General features: G+C 31.6%; 15 protein-coding genes. 4 read left to right on the top strand and 11 right to left on the bottom strand.

The features are described 5' to 3' along the window. The first annotated feature begins 89 nt into the window (after positions 1 to 89). Together hemN and ACLII3_RS01575 are read left to right on the top strand one after the other, a co-directional pair. Positions 90 to 1,451, top strand: coding sequence for an oxygen-independent coproporphyrinogen III oxidase (gene hemN / locus ACLII3_RS01580; RefSeq protein WP_412985932.1), 1,362 nt, complete (start codon positions 90 to 92; stop codon positions 1,449 to 1,451). Between the two features lie 23 nt (positions 1,452 to 1,474). Further along, entirely contained in the window at positions 1,475 to 2,308 is an 834-nt protein-coding gene (locus ACLII3_RS01575; RefSeq protein WP_412985931.1) for a universal stress protein, read from the top strand. Positions 2,309 to 2,367: 59 nt separating this feature from the next. On the opposite strand, the gene ACLII3_RS01570 is transcribed toward ACLII3_RS01575, so the two are convergent. From ACLII3_RS01570 to ACLII3_RS01535, 8 genes are all read right to left on the bottom strand, one after another. Further along, positions 2,368 to 3,075 carry a sulfite exporter TauE/SafE family protein gene (locus tag ACLII3_RS01570; protein ID WP_412985929.1) on the bottom strand — a complete coding sequence of 236 codons (708 nt, stop codon included), beginning with the start codon at positions 3,073 to 3,075 and terminating at the stop codon, positions 2,368 to 2,370. A 2-nt stretch (positions 3,076 to 3,077) separates the two neighbouring features. Further along, entirely contained in the window at positions 3,078 to 3,524 is a 447-nt protein-coding gene (locus ACLII3_RS01565; protein WP_412985928.1) for a FixH family protein, read from the bottom strand. Positions 3,525 to 3,530: 6 nt separating this feature from the next. Next, positions 3,531 to 4,955: a cytochrome c oxidase accessory protein CcoG gene (ccoG, locus tag ACLII3_RS01560; protein WP_412985926.1), complete on the bottom strand. Its 1,425-nt coding sequence runs from the start codon at positions 4,953 to 4,955 to the stop codon at positions 3,531 to 3,533. Between the two features lie 47 nt (positions 4,956 to 5,002). Next, complete coding sequence (locus ACLII3_RS01555; RefSeq protein WP_412985925.1) at positions 5,003 to 5,872, bottom strand: cbb3-type cytochrome c oxidase N-terminal domain-containing protein; 870 nt, start codon at positions 5,870 to 5,872, stop codon at positions 5,003 to 5,005. Further along, positions 5,869 to 6,054: a CcoQ/FixQ family Cbb3-type cytochrome c oxidase assembly chaperone gene (locus ACLII3_RS01550; RefSeq protein WP_412985923.1), complete on the bottom strand. Its 186-nt coding sequence runs from the start codon at positions 6,052 to 6,054 to the stop codon at positions 5,869 to 5,871. The genes ACLII3_RS01555 and ACLII3_RS01550 overlap by 4 nt, the downstream gene beginning before the upstream one ends. A 16-nt stretch (positions 6,055 to 6,070) precedes the next feature. Then, entirely contained in the window at positions 6,071 to 8,239 is a 2,169-nt protein-coding gene (gene ccoN / locus ACLII3_RS01545) for a cytochrome-c oxidase, cbb3-type subunit I (protein WP_412985921.1), read from the bottom strand. Between the two features lie 11 nt (positions 8,240 to 8,250). Continuing rightward, positions 8,251 to 8,436, bottom strand: coding sequence for a cbb3-type cytochrome oxidase assembly protein CcoS (ccoS, locus tag ACLII3_RS01540; RefSeq protein ID WP_412985920.1), 186 nt, complete (start codon positions 8,434 to 8,436; stop codon positions 8,251 to 8,253). Between the two features lie 83 nt (positions 8,437 to 8,519). Next, complete coding sequence (locus ACLII3_RS01535) at positions 8,520 to 10,895, bottom strand: heavy metal translocating P-type ATPase (protein WP_412985918.1); 2,376 nt, start codon at positions 10,893 to 10,895, stop codon at positions 8,520 to 8,522. A 106-nt stretch (positions 10,896 to 11,001) separates the two neighbouring features. Here ACLII3_RS01535 and ACLII3_RS01530 point away from each other — a divergent pair, with 106 nt between their 5' ends. Further along, on the top strand, positions 11,002 to 11,679 hold the full coding sequence (locus ACLII3_RS01530; protein ID WP_412985916.1) for a Crp/Fnr family transcriptional regulator: 678 nt from the start codon (positions 11,002 to 11,004) through the stop codon (positions 11,677 to 11,679). A gap of 15 nt (positions 11,680 to 11,694) precedes the next feature. After that, positions 11,695 to 13,425, top strand: a complete 1,731-nt coding sequence (locus tag ACLII3_RS01525) for an FG-GAP-like repeat-containing protein (protein ID WP_412985914.1) — start codon at positions 11,695 to 11,697, stop codon at positions 13,423 to 13,425. A gap of 72 nt (positions 13,426 to 13,497) precedes the next feature. On the opposite strand, the gene ACLII3_RS01520 is transcribed toward ACLII3_RS01525, so the two are convergent. The 3 genes from ACLII3_RS01520 to ACLII3_RS01510 form a co-directional block, all read right to left on the bottom strand. Further along, positions 13,498 to 16,746: a WD40/YVTN/BNR-like repeat-containing protein gene (locus ACLII3_RS01520; RefSeq protein WP_412985913.1), complete on the bottom strand. Its 3,249-nt coding sequence runs from the start codon at positions 16,744 to 16,746 to the stop codon at positions 13,498 to 13,500. Between the two features lie 93 nt (positions 16,747 to 16,839). After that, positions 16,840 to 17,409: a YdeI/OmpD-associated family protein gene (locus ACLII3_RS01515; protein WP_412985911.1), complete on the bottom strand. Its 570-nt coding sequence runs from the start codon at positions 17,407 to 17,409 to the stop codon at positions 16,840 to 16,842. Between the two features lie 2 nt (positions 17,410 to 17,411). Further along, complete coding sequence (locus ACLII3_RS01510) at positions 17,412 to 18,713, bottom strand: DUF6265 family protein (protein ID WP_412985910.1); 1,302 nt, start codon at positions 18,711 to 18,713, stop codon at positions 17,412 to 17,414. Between the last annotated feature and the right edge of the window lie 89 nt (positions 18,714 to 18,802).

The raw sequence follows: 18,802 nt of genomic DNA, 5'->3' as shown, positions 1-18,802 counted from the left end.
TATAACGCTTGATTTTTGCGTTTTTTTGCATGACAAAAGTCATGTTTTAAATAAAACTATAAAATTACTTTTGTATATAATTATTAGGTATGAGTAATTTAGTGAGTAAGTATAACGTTGCTGGTCCTCGTTATACTAGTTATCCAACGGTTCCGTATTGGGATAACGAAACGTTTTCAGTAGATGGATGGAAATCCTCGTTACTGCGCTCTTTTAATGAGAGTAATGATAGCGAAGGTATAAGTATATATATTCATTTACCATTTTGCGAGAGTTTGTGTACATTTTGTGGTTGCAATAAGCGTATCACAAAACGTCATGAGGTAGAGATGCCTTATATTGTCGCTCTTCTTAAAGAGTGGGACTTATATTGCAATTTGTTAGGTGATAAACCTAAAATTAAAGAGTTGCATTTAGGTGGTGGAACGCCAACCTTTTTTAGCCCTGAACATTTAAAGAAGTTGATTAATAGCATAATCAAGCGCGCAACTCTTGCTGATGGTTTTGAATTTAGCTTTGAAGGACATCCAAATAACACCACAAGAGTACATTTACAAACATTATACGATTTAGGATTTAGACGTGTTAGTTTTGGTGTTCAAGATTATAACCCAACAGTTCAAAAGGCAATACATAGAGTTCAGCCTTTTGAAAATGTAAAGAGAGTTACTGAACAAGCAAGAGAGATTGGATATACATCCATTGGACACGATATAATTTTTGGTTTACCATTTCAAGAAATTGAGCATGTAGAGCATACTATTTTAAAAACCAAAGAGTTACTTCCTGATAGGTTAGCTTTTTATAGTTATGCACATGTGCCATGGATAAAAGGTAATGGTCAACGTGGTTTTAATGATAGCGATTTGCCTTCTGCACAAAATAAGCGCCAACAATATGAGCTTGGAAAAAAAATGTTGGCAGAAGTTGGTTACCATGAAATAGGAATGGATCATTTTGCGTTAACAACAGATACATTGTATAAATCTATGGAAAATGCTAAGCTACATCGAAACTTTATGGGTTATACTGCTTCTAAAACAAAGGTGATGATAGGTTTAGGTGTGTCGTCAATTAGTGATAGTTGGTATGGTTTTGCACAAAATGTTAAGACTATAGAGGAATATTATAAGTTAATTGAAGCTGATGAAATTCCAGTATATAGAGGTCATATTTTAACTAATGAAGATTTAATAATTAGAAAGCATATTTTAAATTTAATGTGTAATTTTAAGACCTCTTGGGAAAGAGAATTTTTATATTTTAGCGAGCTGCCAGATGTTTTAATAAAATTAAAGGAGATGGAAGACGATGGTTTATTAATAATAAACCAAGATAATATTGAAGTAACATTAAAAGGGCAACCTTTTATTAGAAATATATGTATGGCTTTTGATTTGTTATTACAAAGAAGTAAGCCAGAAACACAATTATTTTCAATGACAATTTAACAACCTAACTAAAAATTATATTTATGAAAAAAATTATAGTACCAATCGATTTTTCTGAACAATCAGAATTTGCTTTAAAGACAGCTGCAAAATTTGCTCAAAAAAATAATGCAGAAGTATTAGCATTACATATGTTAGAAATGTCTGATGCAATTTTAACTTCTAATGATGATGTTGAACAAGAAAAATTGATATTCTTTTTAGAGTTAGCAAAAAAGCGATTTGAAGAGTTTCTAGAAAAAGAATATTTACAAGGTGTAAACGTAACACCAATAGTGAAGCATTTTAAAGTTTTTAGTGAGGTAAATGATGTGGCTAAAGAACACGATGCCGATTTAATAGTAATGGGATCTCATGGTGTAAGTGGAGCTAAAGAGTTTTTTGTTGGATCAAATACTGAGCGCGTAGTTAGAAATGCTGAAGTTCCTGTATTAGTTGTTAAAAATGATGTTGTAGATATACATTTTGATACAGTAGTTTTTGCTACAAGCTTTGATGACGATAACGTTGAGGCATATTTAAAAGTTTCAAAATTATTTAAGACCTTAGATTCTAAAGTAAAATTACTATATGTTAATTTACCAAATGAGCACTTTAGAAGTACTGAAGAAGTAGATAAAAGAATTGCAGAGTTTTTACAAAAAGCAGATGGTAATTTAGACAATATTGATAATGTAGCTTATCAAGCTGATTATAGTGTAGAGCAAGGTGTAATTAACTATTCAAACAAAGTTGGAGCAGACTTAATTGCTGTGTCTACACATGGTAGAAAAGGATTATCTCATTTCTTTGCAGGAAGTATAGGAGAAGATATTGCTAATCATTCTACTTTACCAGTAATGACATTTAAGATATAATTTAAGTTATATTATATATTAAGAAGAGGAAATGGTTAAACTGTTTCCTCTTTTTTATTTTAAGGATTTACACACTCCATTGTGCTAGTAGCCATATCATAAACAGGAGTAGGAGAGATGTAAGGAATTCCTAAGCCAAGACCTCTTAGAATAAATAAAGCACCTATAACAATTACAAAAACTGGTATTGCTTTTTGGATTCGTTGTCTAACTTGTCCACTTAAAAAGCGACTAATGTAGATAGCTGTTGTCATTAGAGGTATGGTGCCTAATCCAAATACAAGCATATAAATGCTTCCTTTAGCAATACTACCTGTTGCAATGGCTGCAAAAACAGCCATATATACAAGGCCACAAGGTAAGAAGCCATTTAAAAAACCAATGGTTAAAAATGTATCTGGTGATTTCTTTTTTAATTCTTTACCAAGAGCAGATTTTACTTTAGATATAATCTTGAATAAAGGTTTTGAAAAATTATACTTACTAAAGGTTTTGTATGGAATTAATACAACAATTATCATTAAAACACCAATAGCTATAGATAGTTGTTGTTGTAACCCAAATATGTAAAGGCTTTTTCCTATTAAACCAAAAAATAGTCCAATAATACTATAAGAAAGCAATCTTCCAAAATGGTAAATTGCTATTTGAGAGGCTTTTTTATAAGTGTTTGTTCTGTCTACAGGTAGCATAAAAGCTATGGGTCCACACATGCCTACACAGTGAAAACTTCCAAGCAATCCTAAAACCAAAGCAGATAATAACATAATTAATACACAATATCTTTTTTAAATAAATAAGATTTTCCGTTATATTGCCAATCTATTTTAATGTTCCAACGACCATCTACCAAACGCTTGTCAGGTATGAGCAAATGTGGTTTAGATAGTGAAATAGGAGTTTCAAAATCTAATTGTTTGTTAGATGGTCTATATAGGAACACTTTTCCAGTTATTTTTTTAATGTCTAAGTTTTCTGGGAACGAAATCATTAAACCTTCTGGTGTTCTGTTATAATCAATATCTTGACTTAATTTCTTTGCATTATTAAGTTTATTGATGTCTTTTTGATATTCTAATTCTTCTTTATAATATTCTTCAGTTACTAGATCATGATCATATTTGTCATTAATATTCATGTTAATAACAAAGTATAGTATAAAAGCTATAAAGCCTATAAATGCTAATACAATTCCTGTTCCCCAATTAATTTTCATAGTGTTTTAATTATAGCTTCTAGGACCTAAAAAGTTGGCAGTTGTAGTTTCAATAAGTTCATCATTGCTATAAATACCAATTTTAATATTATTTCTGTCTCCAGATAGTTTTGAGTTATCAATTTCAATAAATAAAGTACCTTCAGAAAGTCCTTGTTTTGGAACGTTAAATGTATCTTGAGTAGATACTAATTTGACTGTACCTTCATGTGAAATTAATTTTATACTCACGTTATTAATCTCTTCAGTTGTTTTGTTTACCAGTTTATATGTAAAGACATTGCTTATAATGCTTCCTTCTTTATGTTCATAAAGTTGACCAGGAAGTCTTAAAACTCTAGCTTCGACATCATTTCTTAAAAATAGCATACTAATTAGTACTATAACTAATACACTTAATACAGCAATGTACCCTTTAACTCTAGTAGTAACTTTAAATTCTGCTTTATTTTCAATATTATCTTCACTTGCATATCTAATTAAACCTTTAGGAAGATTAATTTTCTCCATAATGGCATCACATTCGTCAATACAAGCAGTACAGTTTACACACTCTAGTTGTGTACCATTTCTTATGTCTATTCCTGTTGGACAAACATGTACACATTGCATACAGTCTATACAATCACCATGACCTAAAGCTTGACGGTTTTCATTTTTTCTAAACTTTTTTCTTCCATTTTCTCCTTCACCGCGTTTATGGTCATAAGCAACAACTATAGACTTATTATCTAAAAGTACACCTTGTAATCGTCCATAAGGACATGCAATAACACAAACTTGTTCTCTAAACCAAGCAAAGACAAAGTAAAATATAGCAGTAAAAATTAGTAAAGGAAATAAAGTTCCAACATGAGCACTTGGGCCTTCCAAGATATATGCTAATAACTTATCGCTACCAATTAAATAAGCTAAAAATACATTTGCGATTAAAAATGAAATTAAAGCAAATAAGAAAAACTTTAAGCCTTTTTTCCTGATTTTTTCAGTATTCCATGGTTGCTTTTTTAGTCGTATTTGTTTTCCTCTATCTCCTTCAATCCAATACTCTATACGTCTAAATACCATTTCCATAAAAATGGTTTGTGGGCAAATCCAACCACAAAAAATACGACCAAATACTACTGTAAATAATGTAATAAAAATGACACCAATGATCATTGATATTACGAATAAATGGAAATCTTGAGGCCAGAATGGATTACCAAAAATATTAAAACGTCTCTCTAGAACATTAAATAGTAAAAATTGATTACCTCCAATTTTTATAAATGGAGCAGAGAATAAGAATACTAATAAAAAGTAGCTTACATATTTTCTGTAATCATAAAATTTACCACTTGGTTTTTTTGGAAACACCCAAGCACGTTTACCTTCTTCATTGATCGTACCAATTGAATCTCTGAACTTTTCGTTACTAGGTGTTTCCAAAATTTCTAAATGTTATGCGTTTAGTATTCTAGTTGTAATATCTATAATTATTCTTCCCAAATATCTCCTTCTGGAGCTTTTGGTTTTGCTGGTGTAGTACCTTGTAGTGTTAAAAGGTAACTAGATACTTGTGCAATTTCACTTGGTTTAAGTGACTGTTTCCATGCAACCATACCTTTACCATCTCTACCACCTTCTGATACTGTTTTGAATACATTCTTGATACCTCCACCTAGTATCCAGTTTTTATCGGTTAAGTTAGGTCCAATTCCACCTCCACCATCTGCCATATGACAAGCAACACAGTTAGCTTCGAATATTTTTTTACCAGCATTTAAATCAGATGTTTCTGTTAAAAGTTCAACAGTATTAAAGTCTACTAAGTCTTTAGCTGTTTTTTTGTATTCTTCAATAGCAATTTTAGCTTCGGCTAATTCTGTTTCTAATTCATCTATTTGCGAAGGACCATCAAAAACATGATATCTAGCTAAATACACTACTGCAAAAACAATAGAGATGTAAAAAGAATATATCCACCAAGGTGGTAAGTTATTGTCTAACTCTTTAATACCATCGTAGTTATGGTCTAAAATAATTTCACCTTCTTCTTCAATAGGTTTGTTGTCTACAAGCTTGTTATAGATGTTTTTTACCCAACCAAAGTTATTCGTTTCTTTTTCGGCTAAAAAGCGTGCTTTTGCTTCTTCATCCATTTTGTGAAGCATTACATTTTCTAAAGCTCCTATAATTGCTTCAATTGCAATTAAAATTAGTAAGACTAAGAATAAGAAAAGCATAACAGCTGGATATTCTAAGAAAGCTGGTTGATCTCCTGAGTCTACCATAAATTCTACAATTCCGAAGATAATGAAGAATATAACTGGGACTCTTATATATGATGGGATTAAATTTCTCATAATGTATTGTCGTTTTGGTTGTCTAAAGGAATATTACTAACAGTTTTTATGTAATCTTTCTTTGCTGTCATAACCCACCAAGTTAGCACAACAAAAAAGATGAAAAATATTAAAAGAGAGATGATAGGATATACCTCTACATCTGACATGCTCTCCATATGATTTTTTATATATTTTAACATGATTCTCTTTTAAAGGTTATTCTTGAGCTACTTTAATATCTGTACCTAAGCGTTGTAGGTAAGCTATAAGTGCTACAATTTCTCTATTTCTCATTTCAACAAAATCTGCACCACCATTTGCTTTATCAGACTCATATGTTTCAGCAAAATCAGGGTCAGCATAAAGATTTTTCTCTATCTGTGTACCTTGTGCTAACATATTTTCTTGAGCATTTGCGATATCTTCTTCAGAGTAAGGAACACCAAGTGTAACCATTACTTCCATTTTAGATTTAGTTAATGACTTATCTAACTCATTGCTAATTAGCCAAGGGTAACGTGGCATGATTGAACCAGATGAAGTACTTTGTGGGTCATACATGTGGTTAAGGTGCCAGTTATCAGAGTATTTACCACCAATTCTATGTAAGTCTGGTCCTGTACGTTTTGATCCCCAAAGGAATGGATGATCGTAAACAAATTCTCCAGCTTTTGAATATTCGCCATAACGTTCTACTTCTGAACGGAATGGACGAATCATTTGCGAGTGACATGTATTACATCCTTCACGTATATAAATATCTCTACCTTCTAATTCTAATGGTGTGTAAGGTTGAACACTAGAGATTGTAGGTATATTTGATTTTACCATAATGGTAGGTACAATTTGAATAATACCACCAATTAATATTGTTATAGTAGCTAAAATGGTTAATTGTATTGGCTTACGCTCAATCCAAGTATGCCATCCTTCACCAGCTAAACGCTTTTTAGATACACGCTTTAAAGCAGGAGCTTCAGCTAATTCGTCTTCAACAGCACTACCAGATTTAACTGTAAGTATAATGTTGTAAACTAATATTAACATACCAACAACAAATAATGTTCCTCCAATGGCACGCATCCAATACATTGGCATAATTTCAGTAACAGTTTCTAAGAAGTTACCATAAACTAATGTTCCGTCTGGATTAAACTGTTTCCACATACTAGCTTGTGTAAATCCAGCAACATACATTGGTAAAGCATACATAATGATACCTAAAGTTCCTATCCAGAAATGTAAATTCGCTAATGGAACTGAATGTAGTTTAGTTTTAAACATTCTTGGTACTAACCAATAAATCATACCGAAGGTTAAGAAACCATTCCAAGCTAAGGCACCAACGTGTACGTGAGCAATAATCCAATCAGTAAAGTGAGCAATTGCATTAACGTTTTTAAGTGATAAAGTTGGTCCTTCAAAAGTAGCCATACCATAACCAGTAATTGCAACTACCATGAATTTTAAAACCGGATCTGTACGAACTTTATCCCAAGCACCACGAAGTGTTAATAAACCATTAATCATACCTCCCCAAGATGGCATTAATAACATTATAGAGAATGTTACCCCAAGGTTTTGAGCCCAATCAGGAAGTGCCGTATATAATAAGTGGTGAGGTCCTGCCCAAATATAGATGAATATTAGCGACCAGAAGTGTACTATAGAAAGTCTATATGAGTAAACAGGTCTGTTTGCTGCTTTAGGTACAAAATAATACATTAAACCTAAGAAAGGAGTTGTAAGGAAAAATGCAACTGCATTATGTCCATACCACCATTGTACTAAGGCATCTTGTACACCAGCATAAACAGAATAACTTTTCATTGCGCTTACAGGCAATTCTAAACTATTAAAAATATGCAGTACTGCAACAGTAACGAAAGTTGCTAAATAAAACCAAATAGCAACGTATAAGTGACGTTGTCTTCTTTTTAGAATTGTACCAATAAGGTTCCAACCAAAAACTACCCAAATTAATGCAATGGCAATATCAAATGGCCATTCTAATTCGGCATATTCTTTAGAAGTTGTGTAACCTAAAGGTAAAGTAATAGCAGCGCCAACAATAATTAATTGCCAACCCCAAAAGTTGATTTTACTTAATAAGTCGCTAAACATTCTAGCTTTAAGCAATCGTTGCGATGAGTAGTAAACACCTGCAAAAATTGCGTTACCTACAAAGGCAAAAATTACTGCATTTGTATGTAAAGGTCTTAAACGACCAAAACTAAGCCATGATACGCCATCTGTTAAGTTAGGGAACATAAACATGAACGCTAGTAGGAGACCTACTAACATCCCGACAACTCCCCAAAGTATGGTTGCGTAGATGAACTTTTTAACGATTTTATTATCGTAATAAAACTGTTGCATTTCCATAATTGTTTGTATTAGTCTTTTTTGGTTAGTATTGAATTTTCAGATTTATTTTTTATGATTTCGTCTTCAAATAATATTCTTACTGAAGGCGTATAACTATCGTCGTATTGTCCGTTTTTTACTGCTATTACAAAAACAATAAAAAAGACAATAGCAACCAATATGCTTATTGCTAGTAAAACGTAAATGACACTCATACCTATTTTAAGTTATCAGACTTCAAAATTACTCTCATGTGTTGTTCTAAAATATGACAAATGTCATATTAGTCTATTTTTAATCATTCTAATTTCTTTCCTAAAAAATTAGTGGCAATTGTTGTAAATACAACAATGCTAATGGAACTTAAAGGCATTAATATTGCGGCAATAACTGGAGCTAATTGACCAGTGACTGCAAAATATAATCCTATAACATTATATATAAATGAGAGTACGAAACTCCACTTAATAATTTTTATTGCTGACTTAGAAGCTGTAATGTATTTGTATAGTTGATTAAACTTACTAGCATCTAAAATAGCGTCACATGCTGGAGAAAATACATTAACATTCTCTGATATTGCAATACCAACATTACTTTGGGCTAGTGCACCTGCATCATTTAATCCATCTCCAACCATAAGTACGTTGGCATCTTGTGTTTGATGATATTTAATATACTCTAACTTATCATCAGGTTTTTGATTGAATAATAATTTAGTTTTTGTAGGTAATAACTTTTTAAGATTATCTTTCTCTCCTTCATTATCACCAGATAAAATTGCTAAATCATAATTTGTTTTAAAGTTATTAAATAATTGTGAAATTCCTTTTCTATAAGCATTGTAAAAAGTGAACTTTCCTTTATATTCATTATCAGTACTTATGTGTACTGTTGTGTTTAATGTTGATGGAGTAGTAGAAAGCCCAACAAATTCGGCTGAACCTACTTTTATTTTTCGATTACCATAATTGGCTTCAATTCCTTTACCTAAATGTTCTTGATAGTTATCAAGTGTAATAATATTATTTTGTTCTAATATATTATAAAGTGATCGACTTAGTGGATGATTAGAGCCACGTAGTGTGCTTTTTAAAATTTCTTTTTCTTCTTTTGATAATTCTTGTCCATCGTAATTAATTGATGTTTCTGCATTAGCAGTGATTGTTCCTGTTTTATCAAAAATAATGGTGTTTATTTTGGCTAGTTGCTCAATAACACTTGCGTTTTTTAAATAGAATTTTTTCTTTCCAAATATCCTTAGCAAGTTTCCTAAAGTAAAAGGAGCAGATAATGCTATTGCACAAGGGCAAGCTATTATTAGTACAGCTGTAAAAACATTTAAAGCTTTAGTCGAGTCATTAAATAACCAGAATGAGGTAGAAATAACAGCTATTAATAAAACAGCAATGGTGAAGTTTTTACTAATCTTATTTGTTAGAGTCGTAAAAGCGTCTTCTTTATTGGTTTTAAACACATCATTACTCCATAATTGAGTAAGATAGCTTTGTTCTACCGATTTTAGAACTTCAATTTCAATAACACCATTTAGTTGTTTTCCGCCAGCAAATAATTTATCACCAGACTTCTTACTTATAGCTTCAGATTCTCCAGTAACAAAGCTATAATCAATTCTAGCATCTCCTTTTATTAAAATACAATCAACAGGAATTAATTCTTCGTTTCTTATAAGTAATCTATCCCCCTTTTTGATATCATAAACTTGGATGGACTCTTCATTTCCATTTGCTGTTATTTTTGTTACTCCTATAGGAAAGTAAGATTTGTAGTCTCTTTCAAATGATAGAAAGGCATATGTTTTTTGTTGAAAAAACCTTCCTAATAATAAAAAGAAAACCAAGCCTGTTAAGCTATCAAAGAAGCCAGTACCAATATCCAAAACAATTTCGGCAGTACTTCTTAAAAATAACACTAAAACCCCTAGTGCAATTGGTACATCAATGTTTAGTATTTTAGAGCGAAGTCCTTTATATGCAGAAATAAAATAATCTTTTCCTGCATAAAAAACTACAGGTAATGAAAAGGCAAACATTAACCATCTAAAAACATGTTTGTATTTTTCTAACCAAAATCCTTCAACTTGAAAATACTCAGGAAAAGATAAAAACATAACATTTCCAAAAGCAAAACCAGCTATTCCAAGTTTGTAAATTAAAGATCTATCAGTTTTATTTTTACCTGTTTCAAAATCTTCAAGGCTTATATATGGTTCGTAACCAATATTATTAAGTAATGTTACTAGTTCCTTTACAGATAATTTATCTCCATTAAAAGTGATTCTAACAGTTTTCTTTCCAAAATTAACTAGAGAAGCACTTACATGTTTTTGTAACTTATTTAAGTTCTCTAAAATCCATATACAAGAACTACAGTGTATATGTGGAATGTATAGGGTGATTATTTTAGTGCTACCATCATTAAACTCAAGTAGTTTGTCTACAATTTTCTCATTGTCTAAAAAATCGTATTTACCATTTAATTCACGAGGTGTTGCTCCTGGAGCGTTTTGTAAGTCGTAATAGCATGTTAAATCATTGACAGAGAAAATCTCGTAGACAGTTTTACAACCGCTACAACAAAAGTTTTTTTCGTCATAGATTATAGGAGAAGATTCACAATCTAGTCCACAGTGGAAACATGATTTATGCTCCATAATTATTTGCTCATTTATACCTAGTGCAAAACTCTAAAAATGTGTTAAAATAAAATATGATAATTGTCATGTTTTATTTATTTTTACAAAAGCAACAATTTATAGTATGGGTAAATGTGAACAATGCATAATCAGACAGTTCAATTCTTTGAAGGCTTTAACAAAGGATGAATTAGTTAAGATTTCTAACTGCAAAACTTCTAAATATATAAAAAAAGGTGAGGTAATCTTTGAAGAAGGTGAAACCTTAAATGGAGTTTATTGTGTTAGAGATGGTATTTGTAAACTCACAAAGTTAAGTGCAAATGGTAAAGATCAAATTGTAAAGCTTGTTGTAAAAGGGGAGTTGTTGGGACAACGTTCAATTATTAGTAATGAAAGTGCCAATCTTAGAGCAACTGCTTTAAACGATATGGAGCTATGTTTTATCCCTAGACAGGAAATTATAGATGATTTACATAAAAATACTGAGTTTACTTTTGATGTATTGAAGCATATGGCTAATGACTTAAAAGAGGCAGATGAAGTTATTGTTAATATGGCTCAAAAATCTGTTAAGCAAAGGCTTGCTGAATCTTTGATTCATATTCATGATAGTTTTGGGACAAATCCAGATGGTACTTTAAGTGTGTTGTTGTCAAGAGAAGATTTTGCTAGTATTGTTGGTACTGCTACAGAGTCTGCTATTAGAGTGCTTTCTCAACTTAAAAAAGAAGGACTTATTTCTACAGTTGGAAAATATATAAAAATTGAAGACCTTGAAGGTTTAAAAAGAATAGAATAATAAATCTGGTCTGTGTTGAGTAATCTAAAATATTTATGCTTATTTTTTATTATAACAACTCAGCTTTGTACTTCACAAATAAAATTTGAAAATCGCGCTTCAGAGTTAGGTTTAATAGATAATGCTGGTGTTTCTACTTTAGGAGGTAATGGTATTTCGTTCTGCGATTTTGATAATGATGGATGGGATGATATTACATTTTGTTCGCAAGCAGGTGATAATATTAAGTTTTACCGTAATAATAATGGCTCATTTGTAGAGCAAGCTTTTAATGTTTCTTTCCCTTACCAAACTAGGCAAATAAATTGGGTAGATATTGATAACGATGGTGATAAAGACATGTTTGTTACTAGCGATACTAATGGGGTTAAATTATTTGAAAATAACGGAAGCTTAAGCTTTACTGACATTACTGAAATTGCTGGTTTACCTACAACAAATTTATATACTTATGGTTCTTCTTGGGGAGATATAGATAACAATGGCTTTTTAGATCTTTTTATTAGTAATAGGGATGAAACTACATTTTCTACTCAAAACTATCTGTATAAGAATAATGGAGATAATACTTTTACAGATATAAGTGATTCTGCGGGCATTTTAACAACTAGTAATCTTTCTTTTTGTGCTGCTTTTTTTGATTTTGATAATGATGGTTGGCAAGATATTTATGTTGCTAATGATAAGTCATTTAATCCAAATGTATTATATAGAAATAATGGAAATAGTACGTTTACCGAAGTTGGATTCCTAACAGGAACAGATGTGGCAATTGATGCCATGTCAACTACTATAGGAGATTATAATAATGATGGTTGGTTTGATATTTATGTGTCAAATACTTTTTCGGGAAATGCCTTACTTCAAAATAATCAAGATGGTACATTTACTGATGTAGCTAATCCTTCTGGAACCATATTTAATAGTTTTGGTTGGGGATCAGTTTTTTTAGATGCAGAATGTGATACCGATTTAGATTTGTATGTAAGTGGTTCCATGGATGGATCAATACCACAATTTATATCAGCTGCGTTTTATGAAAACGATGGAAATGGTATATTTTCTATACCAAACAATGCTGGATTTGTTGGTGATGAAAAACCAAGTCATTCAAATGCTATTGGAGATGTAAATAATGATGGTTTGCCAGATATTGTTGTAAATAATAATTTGAATGAAAACTTATTTCTATGGAGAAATGAAACAATTACAACTAATAATTGGCTTAAGATAAAATTAGAAGGTACAGTTAGTAATCGAGATGGTATTGGTTCGGTTATTGAAATATCTATAAATGGAGATAAACAATATAGATATACTTTATGTGGTGAAGGTTATTTGTCGCAAAATTCTGAAAGTGAATTTTTTGGACTAGGAGCAAATGCGTATGTAGATTATGTTAAAATAAAATGGTTAAGTGGTACCGAAGATATTTTTACTAATGTAACAGCAAATCAAACTTTAAACGTTGTAGAAGGAAGTACTTTAAATGTTAGTGATGTTGAAGGTAAACATATATTAGTTTATCCTAATCCTACTAATTCAAGTTTTAATGTGGATTTAGGCAAAGTTTATCAGGATATAACAATTAGTATAACTAATACTTTAGGACAGCAGATTATGAATAAAGAATATAGCAATACTAAGAATATAAATATTGATTTAAGTAATGATTCAGGTGTTTATTTTATAACAATTACTGATGGAGAAGGTTTGCTTAAAACAAAAAGGATAATAAAAAGGTAAATTGGTTTAAAAAAGGATATAAAAAAAAGCACCTAATCAGGTGCTTTTTTATTACTACTCTAAATAATAACTTTAATCAAGTTTAAAAGACTTTATCTCTTTAAAAGGAGAGGTTTCTAATGCTTCCATAGTTTCTTGATATGCATTCCAGTGTTCTTTAAAGAAAGTATTTGTTTTGTCTAATGCATCATTCAAAGCATCTTTGGCATGTTTTAGTAATGTATGTTCAGTACTTGTTAGCCCATTTTGACGAGAGCCAATATAATAACCAGCATTTCCTAAACGTTGGTTTACATTTACTTCTGGATTTCTAGTAATACCTTGTCTGTCGTCTTCTTTTCCTAGGTATATGGCTATAATTTCATCAATTTTCTTAACCATATCCTTTGAAGCTTTAATGTTTTCCTTGTACTTTTCTTTATCTAACTTAGAAAGTTTTTTACTGTAGTTTGAAGCAATTGTTTTGCTTTCTACTAATTGTTTAACTGCATCAGCTGCAGTTTGCCTCATATCTTGTAATTGTTTTGAAGCTGTGTAAACTTCATTTATTGAATTCATTGACACATCGATACGAGGGTCAGATTTAACAGTTATCATTTCTTCAGAAGTTTGATCACCAAAACTCATAACTACTTTATATGTACCTGGTTTTACACCAACACCTCCTGGTTCACTACGTCTTGTTCTAATTCTTCTAGATGGTCTATCACCACCTTTTTCGTCCATATACCAAGTCCATTTGTATACACCAGACTCTTTTGGAGCTTTACGTTTTAGAGTTCTAATTAAGCGATCTCCATCATAAATATTCATAGATAAAGAATCCCATTTAACTGTTTTGGTTTCAGTTTTGTTATCTGATTGGTTAGTGACCTCTTTTTTAGTTTTCTTCTTCTTTTTCTTCTTTTTTGAAGTTTCCTCTTCTTTTGGAGCTTTATCTTTTTTCTTATCAATTTTTACATAATAAGACATAATTGCACCATAATTTTTGTTTTCTCCATTGTATAAAGCGTCTCCACCAAATCTACTTCCTGTTGGTTGTTGATAAGCTGCTTGGTATGCAGTAGGAGGTGAGAATAACTCTAGCTTTTGGTTTAGTGTAGCGTTATTCTTAGCCATAGCTCTTAAAGGTCTAATATCATCTAAAACCCAAGCAGCACGTCCAAAAGTTCCAATAACTAAATCGTGTTCACGAGGTTGAATAACTAAATCTTTTATTGAAACTGTAGGGAATCCTTCGGTCCATTTTGTCCATTTCTCTCCAGCATTTATTGATATGTATAAACCATCATCTGTTCCTAAGAATAATAGGTTAGGTTCTTCAATATCTTCAACTATTGATAATGTATAACTTTCAACATCATTGCTATCTACAATACGTTCCCAAGTTTTCCCATAATCTTTGGTTCTATATGCATAAGGAATGTAGTTAAAACGTCTGTAGTCATTTGCTATTAATAAAGCCTCTCCTTTGTTTTTGTTTGAAGCTTTAATTTGAGGTATCCAACTACCTTCAGGTAAACCTTTAATGTTTTGAGTAACCTCAGTCCAAGTAGAACCACCATTTTGAGTATAATGTACACGTCCATCATCAGTACCAACCCAAAGCATGTCTTTTTCTACAGTTGAAGGCTCTATTACTAAAATAGTACAGTGATTTTCTGCTCCAGTAGCATCCATTGTTAAACCACCACTTTCACTTTGTTTTAATTTGTCTGGGTTGTTAGTTGTTAAGTCTGGAGAAATAATTGTCCAGGTTTCTCCTTTATCTGTAGATTTATGAACAAACTGACTTCCAAAATAAATAGTGCTATTACTATTAGGGTCTATGTTTATAGCAGAGTTCCAGTTAAAGCGTAATTGTACATCAGCTTTAGGATGTGTAGGTCTTACCATATAATTATTTCCTGTCTGCCAATCGTAACGACTTACAAATCCTTGTTGACTCATTGTCCATCCATAGCGAGAATCGTCTTTATCAGGTACAACATCAAAACCGTCACCAAAGCTTATTTCTTGCCAATAAGAATTACGAATACCTTGATCTCTCCATACATAAGCAGGACCTCTCCAAGAACCATTATCTTGCATACCTCCATATACATTGTATGGATATTCATTATCTACATTAATATGATAGAACTGTGCTACGGGAAGATTTCCTATAAAACGCCAAGTTTTACCACCATCTTTTGTGATGTTTAATCCACCATCATTTCCATCTATCATAAATTGTCCATTGTTAGGATGAATCCACCAGGCATGATGATCGGGATGAACACCGTTATCAACTCCATAAGCTGGCATTAATTGATTAAAACTATTGCCTCCATCTTCACTTACATTTACATAAGTAAAAATTGTATACAAACGATTTTCATTTTGAGGATCAACATAAATTTCACCATAATAGAAAGGTCTATTACCAATTTCTCTCATGTTATCGTTAACTTTTCTCCATTTTAAACCACCATCAGTACTTTTATAAAGTGCATTTTTTTTAGATTCTACTAAGGCATATACCACGTTTGGTTTATTAGGAGCAATAGCGACACCAATACGTCCTAAATTTCCTTTAGGAAATCCATCTTCATTTGTTATTTTTTTCCAAGTTTTACCACCATCATGTGTAATATGTAAACCAGAACCTTCACCGCCAGAATTAAAAAACCAAGGGTCACGCTTGTGTTCCCACATGGCTGCAATTAATTTGTTAGGATTTGTTGGATCCATAATTAATTCGGCAGCACCAGTTTTATTATTAGCAAATAAAATTTGATTCCAAGTTTTACCTCCATCCGTAGTTTTATATACACCACGTTCTGGATGCTCTCCCCAAGGAGAGCCTATAGCAGCTGCATAAACAATATCTGGATTTGTAGGGTCAATAATAACACGATGAATATGACGTGTTTTTTGTAGCCCCATAGCTTCCCATGTATTTCCACCATCTAACGATTTGTAAATACCGTAACCACCATTAAGACTATTTCGAGGATTACCTTCTCCAGTACCAACCCAAATAACACTAGGGTTTGACTGCTGAATTGCTACAGAACCTATTGATGCTGTTACTTCTTTTTCAAAAATTGGTTCCCATTTAATACCTCCAGAAGTAGATTTCCATAATCCACCAGAAGCAGTTCCAGCATACATGATATCAGGGTTATTTAAAACAACATCTATCGCTGTAACACGACCAGACATACCTCCAGGACCAATGTTACGAGGCTTCATGTTTTTTACTAAGTCCATTGAAAATTCCTGAGCGGAAAGAATTGTAATGCAAAAAAGCATCACCAGAGAAAAGATTTTTTTCATCTTATTTTGGTTGTTAGTTGTAAAGTTTAAAGGTAATAAAAACCCAAGTATTAATTTTCTTAATAAGATGTTAAGGAAATGACTGAGTAATTGTTAATTGGGTGTCTTTTGATTATTAGCACAATACATGATGATTTTCTCTATACGATCTAGCCTTGTAGCTTCACGTTTTGCTTGATTGAGCCAGTATAAATAAGATTTTTTATAGCTACGTGCAAATGCATTATAATTTTTAAAGGCTAGGGTGTTTTTACTGAAAGCTTCTTGTAAATCTTTTGGAATAACTAAATTTTCAACATCATCTAAGGCATTCCAGCTACCATCTTTTTTAGCTGATTCAATTTTTAGTAAACCGCTTTCATGCATTAAATTACTTTCTAAAAGTTGGATTATATATTTTTTGTTTAATGCACTCCACACACTTTTAGGTTTACGAGGACAAAAATATTGACGGCGTTTCCCATTTCCTAAGCTTTTTACTGTAGAGTCTATCCAACCAAAGCAAAGAGCAACTTTTACGGCTTCTTCCCAACGCATTGTTGGAACTTTTAATTCTAATTTATAAAAGATGAGATATACTCCTTTGGACGAATTATGGTTTTGCTGTAACCAATCGTACCAATCTGTATCACGTTCAAAAAATAATTCTGGTTTTTCAGACATCTTTAGTCTTTCAGGTAATTAAATTTTATCACTTCTACTGTGCCATCCTTTTTATGCATATCAACATAAACATTCATTTCTTTGTCACTAATTCTTTCAAAAGTCATGCCTTCAAAAACGACTTTGTTTTTAGTGATTTCTTTTAGTGGAAAATCTACAGTGTCATCTTTAGATTCCCAACCTTTTAATTCGCTATTAAAATGTTTTAGTTGTAAGATTAATGTGTTTTCGATTTCTCGTATAATTTCAATTTCATAAAAAGAAATCTTTCCATCTTTAATAAGTTTAAAAGTAGCCATCATTGAACCACCTGAAGGTTGGCTCCAATTTTCTTCGGTTTGACCACCAAAAGCTTCACCTTTCCAGTTTCCAGCTATCCAAGCTATGTTTTCTAGTTTTGGTTCTAGAGGTTTATTAGATGATTCTTCAATAATTTTCGTCTTACCTAATTCACCAACTACAGCAAGTTTTTTACCATCTGGACTTACCGAAACTCGAGTAATGTTTGTAATGTTATAAGTATCTAGTGTAGCTACCTCTACCCAGTCCACACTTTTATTTGGAGTAAATGTATAAAGTTTATTTTCGTGTCCCACTAAAATGGTACCATTTGGCAGCCAACACATATCTTCAGCTTTAGGTAATGTAGCTACAATAGCTTTTGTGTCACCAGTAGTTGGATTAACAGAGTGAATTTTCCATACGCTATCATCCTCTTTATTTATGAAACTTACTAAATCTGTATTTGGAATTTTATGTAAAGATCTTCCTATGTTTGAATGAAACTTATAGTTCTTTTTTTGTTCTAAGTTAGTACTGTACAATGCTAGTTTAGAATCTTCCAAAACAGATGATATTAATATTTTTTCATTATGCCACACATGATATCCTATAATAATATCTTCTATAAGTAATTCAGATTCTCCATTTCTTAAATTGTACTTATATAATGCTTGTTTACCGTCTTTTTCAAGTCTAATTGCAGAAGCAGCTTTTTCTCCAGGAATTTTTAAGGGAGAATATTCGCTTCCTTCAGTATGATTTACGTAAATACTTGAATCATATTTTGTATTGTACTTGACAATATCTGTTTGTCCTTTACGAGTACCAGCATATAAAATAGTATGGTTGTTTAAAAAAGAAGGTTGGTTATCGTAGCCTTCATTATTTGAGATGTTTTTGAAGTTAGACAATTCAAACACACCTTTCTCTGTGTTTAGGTCAAATAAAAAGACTTCTGTGTTTGGTTGTGCAAAACTTAGTGTAAATAAACTTAAGCAAAAAAGTGTAAATAGTTTTTTCATTGGTAGAAATTATGCTTTAAAGTTATGGAATAAGAATGTAAAAAAAAACGTCTCAAAAATTGAGACGTCTTTTACCTAACTAAACTAAA

It is taken from the genome of Pontimicrobium sp. IMCC45349 (genome assembly GCF_047219225.1).
In the GTDB taxonomy this organism is placed as follows: domain Bacteria; phylum Bacteroidota; class Bacteroidia; order Flavobacteriales; family Flavobacteriaceae; genus IMCC45349.
Note: the sequence above shows the minus strand (reverse complement) of the source record. Positions and strands in the feature narration are given on the sequence as shown.